This is a genomic window from Empedobacter falsenii (genome assembly GCF_019308355.1).
In the GTDB taxonomy this organism is placed as follows: domain Bacteria; phylum Bacteroidota; class Bacteroidia; order Flavobacteriales; family Weeksellaceae; genus Empedobacter; species Empedobacter falsenii_B.
The window spans coordinates 1-9,170 of sequence record NZ_JAAGKM010000069.1; the positions used below are offsets into that span (position 1 = coordinate 1).

5 protein-coding genes are annotated in these 9,170 nt (G+C 30.5%); 1 reads left to right on the top strand and 4 read right to left on the bottom strand.

Going from position 1 to position 9,170, the window contains the following annotated elements; genetic code table 11:
- On the top strand, positions 1–182 hold a 182-nt coding region (locus tag G0Q09_RS14360), incomplete at its 5' end, for a type II toxin-antitoxin system RelE/ParE family toxin (protein ID WP_219035392.1).
- An 80-nt stretch (positions 183–262) separates the two neighbouring features.
- On the opposite strand, the gene G0Q09_RS14365 is transcribed toward G0Q09_RS14360, so the two are convergent.
- Genes G0Q09_RS14365 through G0Q09_RS14380 form a run of 4 tightly spaced genes read right to left on the bottom strand, consistent with a single transcriptional unit; the run spans position 263 to position 8,637 of the window.
- Positions 263–457, bottom strand: coding sequence for a hypothetical protein (locus G0Q09_RS14365; protein WP_219035393.1), 195 nt, complete (start codon positions 455–457; stop codon positions 263–265).
- 2 nt (positions 458–459) lie between these two features.
- On the bottom strand, positions 460–3,933 hold the full coding sequence (locus tag G0Q09_RS14370) for a DUF6443 domain-containing protein (protein WP_219035394.1): 3,474 nt from the start codon (positions 3,931–3,933) through the stop codon (positions 460–462).
- 10 nt (positions 3,934–3,943) lie between these two features.
- Entirely contained in the window at positions 3,944–7,126 is a 3,183-nt protein-coding gene (locus tag G0Q09_RS14375) for a hypothetical protein (protein WP_219035395.1), read from the bottom strand.
- The gene (locus G0Q09_RS14380) at positions 7,126–8,637 is read right to left on the bottom strand and encodes a T9SS type A sorting domain-containing protein (protein WP_257468286.1); all 1,512 of its coding nucleotides are present in this window, start codon (positions 8,635–8,637) and stop codon (positions 7,126–7,128) included. Before G0Q09_RS14380 ends, G0Q09_RS14375 begins: the two co-directional genes overlap by 1 nt.
- Positions 8,638–9,170: the final 533 nt, after the last annotated feature.

Sequence of the window (9,170 nt, forward strand, 5' to 3'; positions counted from 1 at the left end):
ATTGTTACAAAATACGTTTGGCAATAAAGTCGAAAGGTAAAGGTAAAAGCGGCGGAGCAAGAGTAATAACGCATCTTTTTATTGAAAATGAAACGATTTATCTACTTTCTCTTTACGATAAAAGCGAGCAAAATTCTATCTCCGATAAAGAAATTAAAGATTTACTAAAACCGATAAAATAACAAAAGGCAAACCATAGTTTGCCTTTTGTGTTATTGTGAATGTTGGGTTGGAATTAATACGATTGGAATAGTATTATACCTTAATTCCCACCACTAATAGTATAAAAAAATACTGAAATGCCTAAAATTAATGCCATAATTCCTGATAAAAATAAACTCAATTCTATATTTTTTTTTAAATCAGTAATATCTAATTTCCAGAATTTATTATTTAACATAAAATATACTCCACTTATAATTAATAGAATAGACAATCCTAAAAGTTCATAATCCATAGTTATTTTTTATAATTTAAAAATTTATCTGTTGTTTTTTCAGCTCCCATAACAGTTCCCTCTATTACAGCTTCACTAACTCTATTTTCCCCAGCTTGTACAGCTTCTCTACCAGCTACAGCTCTAGTGGCATTTACCCCGTTTTTACTTAATCCTTTAAAGAAAAATGATAATCCTAGTTTTAGTGAATTATTAAAAATTGTTTGTTTATTAAATCCATTTTTAATAAAATCGCCTGATATTTCAGTAGCTAAACCAACATTTGAAGTAATCCCTCCGATAACCGTTAAAGGACCTCCAGCTACTGCTCCAACTCCAGTTGCAGACATACCTAAACCTGCTACAGTTGCAGCATCTCCTCCTGTTTGAAACATTTGACCTGCTTCTATTAAATTTTGACCATTTACATCTCTATTTCCAAGAGCCCTTCTAACACTTCCAGAATATAAAGCGTCATCTTTAGGGTTTAGAGTAGAAACTCCTGTAACGGATTTATTATCATACATTGCAAGTAATGCTTGATCTTGAACTGCTCCATTTTTTCCACCTGAAACAAAATAACCTTTATCTTGAAGAGTCACATTATTTCCTGTATCAGAGGCTGTATAAGAAGTTCCATTCGCTACATGCTTAGCATTACTTCCATATATTGAAGTAGCATCACTTTGAGATTTAACTCTACTATCGTATAATGTCTGTCCATTTGTAACAACCCAATCAGGTGGAGTAGCCATCATCCCATCAGGGTCAATGAAGAATACAGGATTGTTAAGAGCATAAGTGTAAGGAGAAAAACGTCTTGATTTCTCAGCCAGCGGGTCGATGTTGAACCAACGTCCAATAGCTGGGTCGTAGTTTCTTGCGCCGTAGTCGTATAAATTTAAGCTTAATTCGTCTTGCAGTTCTTTACCGTTGTATTTGTACTTATAGTTAGCATTCGCAAGATTTGTATTGTTGTATCCCTTATGCTTTAACCCAAACGGATAGTAATTGTTTTCTTCTAATACTTTTAGCGTACCATTTGCTTCTTTTTGGTAACTCAATCGTACATTTCCAAGATGATCAGTGTAATTGTAAACATAGTTAAACGCTGTTCCGTTTGTTACATTTACATATCCTTCGGCTGTTGGAAAAAACTGTAATACATTATTTTGGTACTGAAAACCTCCTAAATAATCGGTTGTGATTACTCTAGTTCCATCTGTTACAACCTTTCTTAACTTAACACCACTTGCATCATACGTGTAATTAATCTTTTTAGATGCATTCCAAAGAACTTCTGTTGGTAAATTTAAGTAATTATAACTAATTTTTGTTATTCCTTTGTTTTTATCTACTGTTAAATTTCCATTTACATCATAAGCATAATCATTTCCTACTTTATTCCCATCATTAAAACCTTCTGTTAACGTCGTTGCATCGGTTACACTTAATAGCTTGTTCGAGTTTGTTTGGTACACATAACTCAAATTATCTATCACTGGAGCATTGATTATCTCATTGTTCCCATTTCGAATAATTCCTGTAATATTCCCATTTTTATCGTAACCTTTGATTGTTTCATTGTATGCATTAATAGCCTCATTAGTGTTTTTTAGATAAATGCTATTCATCAGGCGATTTAATCCATCATACTCAAAACTATAGCTTCTTGTATTAAAATCAATTGTTTTCCAGATGATTTCTGCAATGTTACCATTGTGTAGTTTTTTTACAGCAGTATTATTTGTTACTCGAGTTAACTTATCATAATTCAATCGAAACGAAAATAAATCTCGATAAGTTGTTGTTTCTGTTACATCTACATTATTAATATCCGTCATCCAACCTCTTATATTGTACTTATAATCTACCGTTTGCAATGGTGTTGTAGCTACAGAATTTCCAACTTTCTTAATCGTCAATTGATTGATTTCGTTATACGAATTCTGTACAATATATTCTTTCGCTCCACTGTTTATTTGATGCGTTTGAGATTTTAATAACTCATTTGGATAATACACAAATTCATCCGTTAATGTTAATTCTGTACTTGCTGCTAATTGTTTGTGTTTTGTGATTGTTTTAAGTGGTTTTCCTCTAAAATCTAAACTTGAGGCTGTATTGGTATAACCACCTAAATAGTTTGTAGAAGCGGTTGCGACAGGACGAATATATTTTGCATCGTAATAGGTATAATTTTTAGCCCATATTGTAGTGCCTAAAACATTAGTAAAGCTTGCTACAGCCAATCCTTTTGTTTTGGTATCTGTTACTCCTATGACACTTTGTCCATCTATAGAAGAAGGAGTTATACCTAAATTTGTATACTCATCGTAATAATTAATCGTTGTTATCTTTGTAAAAGATGTTGGATAGGCAACATTGGTATATAATCCATTTGTGATTCCATTATTCGCTAATCCTCCAGATGTTCCTCTTGTTTCATGATAAATTGTTGCTGTATTATAAGCTGACTGTAACGTAGCCCTAGCTGATGTGGGTAAAGTTCCTGTGTAAACAATTCGATTAAATTTATCATATTTCGTGAATATCCACTCATTTTGACTATCTCTTGTTGCAACTAATCGATCCAATTTATCATACACCATAAACTCTCTTCCTTTGCCAGGAAGTTGTTTTTCAACTAAACGATTTTTATCATCGTATTGGTATTGATAACCTAATTCAGCCAAATTAGCTGTATAATTAGCCAATACTGTTGTTCCTACTTCTACTAATTTTGGTGGTATTACATAGGTCAGATTTCCATAGATATCATATACATAGTAGGTATCATGATTTCCTGAAGAATTTGTAGTTCCAGATATTGCAGGTATATTAATTCGTTTTAAAATAATTTTCCCTTCCTTGTCTTTAAACTCTTGGATAGGTTGACCATTTTCATCTATTGTGACAGTTTTATATAAAGTTCCTGCTGTATAATTTCCACTTAAAGTTAAAGTTGGGACAAATGCAGCAGATAAAGTCACTCCAAACTTTTGTACTTTATCCGCATCAGTATTAGTTGCATAATCAAACTTAATCTCATTCGCTCCTTTTTTCCAAGAATTCCCGGGTGCTGCTTGCGCTAGTACTCTATTTAAAGGTGAATTCTCAAATGTTTTCTCAGAAAAAGGCGTGGTATCTCCAGTTAAAGTGGAATAAAATGTATTACCATTAGTTGCTGCACTTACAATGGTATTGGTAGCAGCTGTAATTGGAAAGGGTAAATTTTCTTTGGCTTGACGACCAAATCCATCATATTCTATTTGTGTGACAATTGTTTTTCCTGTTGGAGAGCCTGCTACTTGCAAAGCTTGTTTTTCGCGTCCTAATCCATCAAAATAAACAACGGTTTCTTTTTTTGTGGCACAAGTGGCATCTAAACATTCTTGTGTTTTGATAAAGTTTTCTGTGGTTGTTTGGGCTTGAATATAAGTACTTCCTAATGCTAAAAAAGTACTATAAATTAGTTTTTTATAAAAGTGTTTCATAGATCTAGCATTAAGGTTTATAGTTGTATTGGAAGGTTTTAAGCGTTTCACCTTTATCATTTACGATAGATTGTAAACGATTTGAAGCATCATAATTATACTTTTCAGCTACTCCATTTGGTTGTATAATTTGAGTAACACCAACTAATGGCTTATACAAATACCCTGTTACCATAGCATCCTTATGTGCTGTACGAAGACTTGTTAAAGCAGCCAACAAGTCGGCATCTGTTGTTTTGGTATTTAACGTTGTGATCGTTGCAGCACTAATTTGAGATAAAGCAACGCCTTCTAACTTAGCAATTGGATATTGTCCACTATATCCCCAAATAATCGAAACTGGAAGTCCATTTTCTAAGGTATATTGTGTTAGATTACCTTGGTTGTCATAACTATTGTAAGTGATTTTGCGGTCTGCAGCTGTTGTTGTAGATCCTTTTTTAGCGTAAACAAATTCTGGTAAAATTAGATTACCGTTTGTTGTAGGGAAATATTTATACAAAGTTCGTTGTTCAGATAAAACAGTAGACCCATTTTTAGATTTTGTAATAACAGGTGTAGCAATCATATTACGATTCACCATTTCTTGCATTATCGCACTTTGCTCGTAACCACTTGTCAAATCTGAAGGATATTGATAGTCTGTAGTTAGGGTTTCGCCTTTGCTGTTGGTTATAGATTGTTTTGTTAATTGTAAATGATTTGGACTATCATAATTGTAAGAAGTTTCTGTGGTAATGGAAGTTCCATTATCAAAATATTCATCTGTTATCGTTCTTGATAAATATTGTTGTTCACTATAATCTTTGTTATACATAAATGACATTGGACCATACATTTGACTAGTACTAAGAGTATATTTATACTTATCATGATTTAGCGACTGATAATACAAAAAATTAGTCTCTTTTATTTTATTATTATTTCTGTAAAATTCTTGAGATTTTAATAATCCTTGTCTCCAAACGGGTACATAATGATATATCTCTCTTAGATCTAAAAAATTACTATTGTGAACAGAAGGAAGAGCAAGTCTTATATCCTCCTCGCTTTCTATAATATAACTTTCTAAAGCTTTGTAATAAGTGTTTTTTGTTTTTAATACTTTATTTTGAGGGACATCAATTATTTTTTCAGTAACTTCAGAATATAATATCTTATTTGTTGTATTTGAGTCTAAAAAAGGTTGAAAATTTGAATTTAAAAGAATATAACTATCTTCATATGAAAAATAATTTTCATAATTAAAACCTATATCTGAAAAAAAAGAAATCAATGGAGCTATTGAAATTAACTCTCCTGAAGATATATTATTACTAGTATTATAATCATACTCCTTTTTTAACACTAATTTATTTTCATCATAATGCTCTATACTGTTTATTCTAAGTCCATTTACATTTTTATTTATTTTGGAAGGATTATCAATTAGTTTAGAGAGCCGAACGATGATATTTTTTCTGTCATTTAAAAATTGACTTAGATTACTAACTTTTAGTAAATAAGTTCCAGCATCTAATTCTATAGTTTTGTTATTATCACTCTCTTGTAAAATGATAAATTTATTGTTTCCTCTGAGATGAACACTTGGGCAAGAAGTATTAACCGAAATACAATCTGGACCTATGAATTCTTTTACTAAAGTAATATCAACCAGTGATTTTTCTGTCAATTCAAATGTTTCCTCATAAAATGTAGGATAAGATTGATTATTATCGTCTATGTCAGGACCAGTAAAAGGAGAGGTGATTATTCTAGTTAATTCTTGGGTTATTTTATCGTCTGGTTCATCAATGTCTAAATAATGATTATATAATCCAATAGAAAGATGATTGAACATTTTTTTATCAACTGTATTAGGTTCTGTATTAATTTTAACAACGCCTTTTTCAGGTAATGTAATTTTTTCTAATATACCGTATTTTAGATATTGTTCATTGACGAATCGATCTCCTTTTTGAGTTCTATTTAATCCAACTCTATAAGATGGTATTCTTGTATTATAATTTTGGTTATTAAAATATCCCCATAAATCTATTTTAGGTGATAGTCTACTTGGTAATCCTTCAGGGGTAATGTAATCAAAGGAATAAAAATCTTCTATCTTATCAGTTACTTTCTTTATTTTATTTAAAAATATTCTTTCAGTTTTAGAAGAAGGATCATTTAAAATTTCTGCAAAATAGTTTTTAAATTCAAACGTATAGATTAAAGTGTTTTTTCCTCTATTTATAGCTATTTGATCGATTTTTCTTCCACCAGTTACATGGTTGCTAGTTGAATAAGTAAAATCAATGGTTAGGTTAGTCGTTGCTATTTGGTTGATAAAAGGTTTATTAACTCTATTTACAGTATAAATAATATCATTTTTTCCTTGTGTTGAATGTGTGGATTTGTATAATAAGTATTGTTCATTAACAAAAGTTTTATAAAGATTAAGACTATTCAGGTAACTAAAATTAATCGTTTTATTATTCTTTTTGATTTTGGTTAAATTCCAAGAAGAAACAAAACCATCATTATTATATATTTCATTAGCTGAATTGTCTTTTCCGCCAAAATGATATTCAGTTCCATCAGTATCGATAATTAATATTGAATGGGGCAAATTCGGAATAATTTTAAGATCGCTGAAAGGATATGATATGATATCTTGATTTTGACCTTTAAACATAAAATATCCTGCTTTCCCATTTATATCAAAATAGAATTTATCAGCCTGTAAATCATATTCTTTATTATATGCTTTAAAATAGATTTCTTGTTCTAAAGTTTTCATTCCTGATGGATTCACAATAAAGCTAATTCCATTTTTAGTTTTATCATACATATCATAAACACTAAATTCTTTAGTTGGATGCAAATAGCCAAATGTAAATTCATCTGGAATACCTCTTACTTCTCTTGATATTTTTGGGATACTTAAAGACCAGTCATGTCCGAATTCATTTGATATATCTCCAACTTTTACTCCGCGAGATGAATAATTTAAATTTAATTTGATAGCATTATTTTCCAATGGTATAGAAAATAAAGGTATATTATAAGAAATACCCCCTGTATTTAAGTCAATAGGATAATCTATATTAGAACTAAATTTTTGAATTTCAGGAGTAGTCGGAAATTTAAGACTAATATCTTGTGCTAAGATTTTAGTAATAAATAATAAATATATAAAATAAAAATGTTTCATTATTTTTTAATAATTTTAATCGATTCAGTTTGGTTATCGTGGTTGATTTTAAGGATGTAAATGCCAGCAGGATAATTTCCTAAAGAAATTGGAGTAGAGCGATATTTCACTTCTTTAGTCTGTAAATGTTGACCTGTTAAATTATAAACGTCAATAAATGCTTTTTTGAAGTCTTTATTGATTAAAACATTCACAATATCCTGTGTTGGGTTTGGATAAGCTTCGATGTAATCCCGTTTTGCTGTAACAGATTTATCTCCTAATTTCACTAAATAAAAATCGGATTGACCTTTATTTCCTTTTGCTTGCTGTGTAGAATTTCCAAATAGTATAATTGACCCATCACGAGTAGTGATTGCTTTTTCGAGGTAATTAAAGCCTTTTTCTCCAAAAGTTTTAGACCATTTTTCTGTTCCATTTTCATCAAATGACTTTGTGATGTAATAACTTTCAATAGAAGAAGTTGTCGTTTTTTGTTGTAAAGTTGAGATTTGATTGGCTGTTAAAATAAACGTATCATTAATGGATTGAATTTCTGTGATGGATAAATCTTTTTGTTCTTCTATTTCGGTTGTTTTGTGAGGTTGAAGATTCAAATCTGTTTGAATAACTTTTGTCTGAATTTTACTTCCATTTTTCTCATTAATCGCAAACAAATAATTATTCTCTTGTTCTTGAAAAGAAATCAAAAAATTTTCCGCATTTAAACCTAAATTATTCTCCGAAATAATTTCTCCTTTTGCATTAATTTCGACAATCCAAGTTGAATTGAATTCATGATCAATTGTTTTATTGCCACTTGCTGGAGAATTAGAATTTCCAACCAACAAAAATCCTTTTTTAGTCTCAATAACTGATTTTAATTTATCATCAAACAATCCTCCAAAGGTATTTTCCCATAGGATTTCTCCTTTTTGATTAAGCTTAATGATGTAATAATCATTTCCTCCAAAATGTTCACTTTTCTTTAATTCAGAAGAAGCAGAATTGGAATTTGAAGCAATTAAATAACCACCATCATTGGTTCTAATCACATCAACAGGAATATCATTTCCATTTCCTCCAAATGAATTTTGCCATTGTAGTTTTCCCTGTGCATCAATTTTTATCACCCAAATATCTTCAGCTCCTTGAATATTGGATGTTTTATCTCCTGATTTTGATGATGTAGAAGCACCTGCTAAGATATACCCTCCATCAGCAGTAGGCTTAGCCGTATATAAGAAATCAGAACCGTTTCCTCCAAATGAATTTTGCCATTCTTGCTTCCCATTTTCATCCATTTTCCAGATAAAATAATCTAAACTTCCTTGATTTTTCTTTTGGATATCGCCCGTCGCATCAGATGCAGAACTACCTAAAATCAAGAATCCATAATCAGGTGTAGAAATAGCATTATAAAGATATTCTGCTTGCTCTCCTCCTATAGACTTTTCCCATAATACATTCTGTTGTGCTGATAGTCCATACATAGAAAATAAACAGAATACCGACAGTAGAGTTTTTCTCATATATGTTAGTGTTAATTAATTATTCTTTATAAAGTTAAAGATTAAGTTAAAAAAAACAATCAATTTTAATATTTTATTTTACTGATGATTTTTCACTTCCATAATGTTAGAGATAAAGCTCTATAAAAAAATGAACTTACTTAAAATGTTACCTTGTCAAAATAAGTATAGGTCATCCTCGCTACCTTGTCAAAATAAGTATAGGTCATCCTCGTTACCTTGTCAAAATAAGTATAGGTCATCCTCGTTACCTTGTCAAAATAAGTATAGGTCATCCTCGTTACCTTGTCAAAATAAGTATAGGTCATCCTCGTTACCTTGTCAAAATAAGTATAGGTCATCCTCGCTACCTTGTCAAAATAAGTATAGGTCATCCTCGTTACCTTGTCAAAATAAGTATAGGTCATGTAATCTTCCCTAAAAAACGGAACGTTTAAAAATATAGTTTATTAACTTAGGGATAATTATGAAACAAAGCAATTTTACAGAAGTTCAGATCGTCAAGATCTTATCAAAACAAAATCAAGGCAAAA

Bases quoted from the DNA above. Each gene is read 5' to 3' on its own strand.
- G0Q09_RS14365 (WP_219035393.1), bottom strand. From the start codon at position 457: ATGGATTATGAACTTTTAGGATTGTCTATTCTATTAATTATAAGTGGA.
- G0Q09_RS14370 (WP_219035394.1), bottom strand. From the start codon at position 3,933: ATGAAACACTTTTATAAAAAACTAATTTATAGTACTTTTTTAGCATTA.
- G0Q09_RS14380 (WP_257468286.1), bottom strand. From the start codon at position 8,637: ATGAGAAAAACTCTACTGTCGGTATTCTGTTTATTTTCTATGTATGGA.
- G0Q09_RS14375 (WP_219035395.1), bottom strand. From the start codon at position 7,126: ATGAAACATTTTTATTTTATATATTTATTATTTATTACTAAAATCTTA.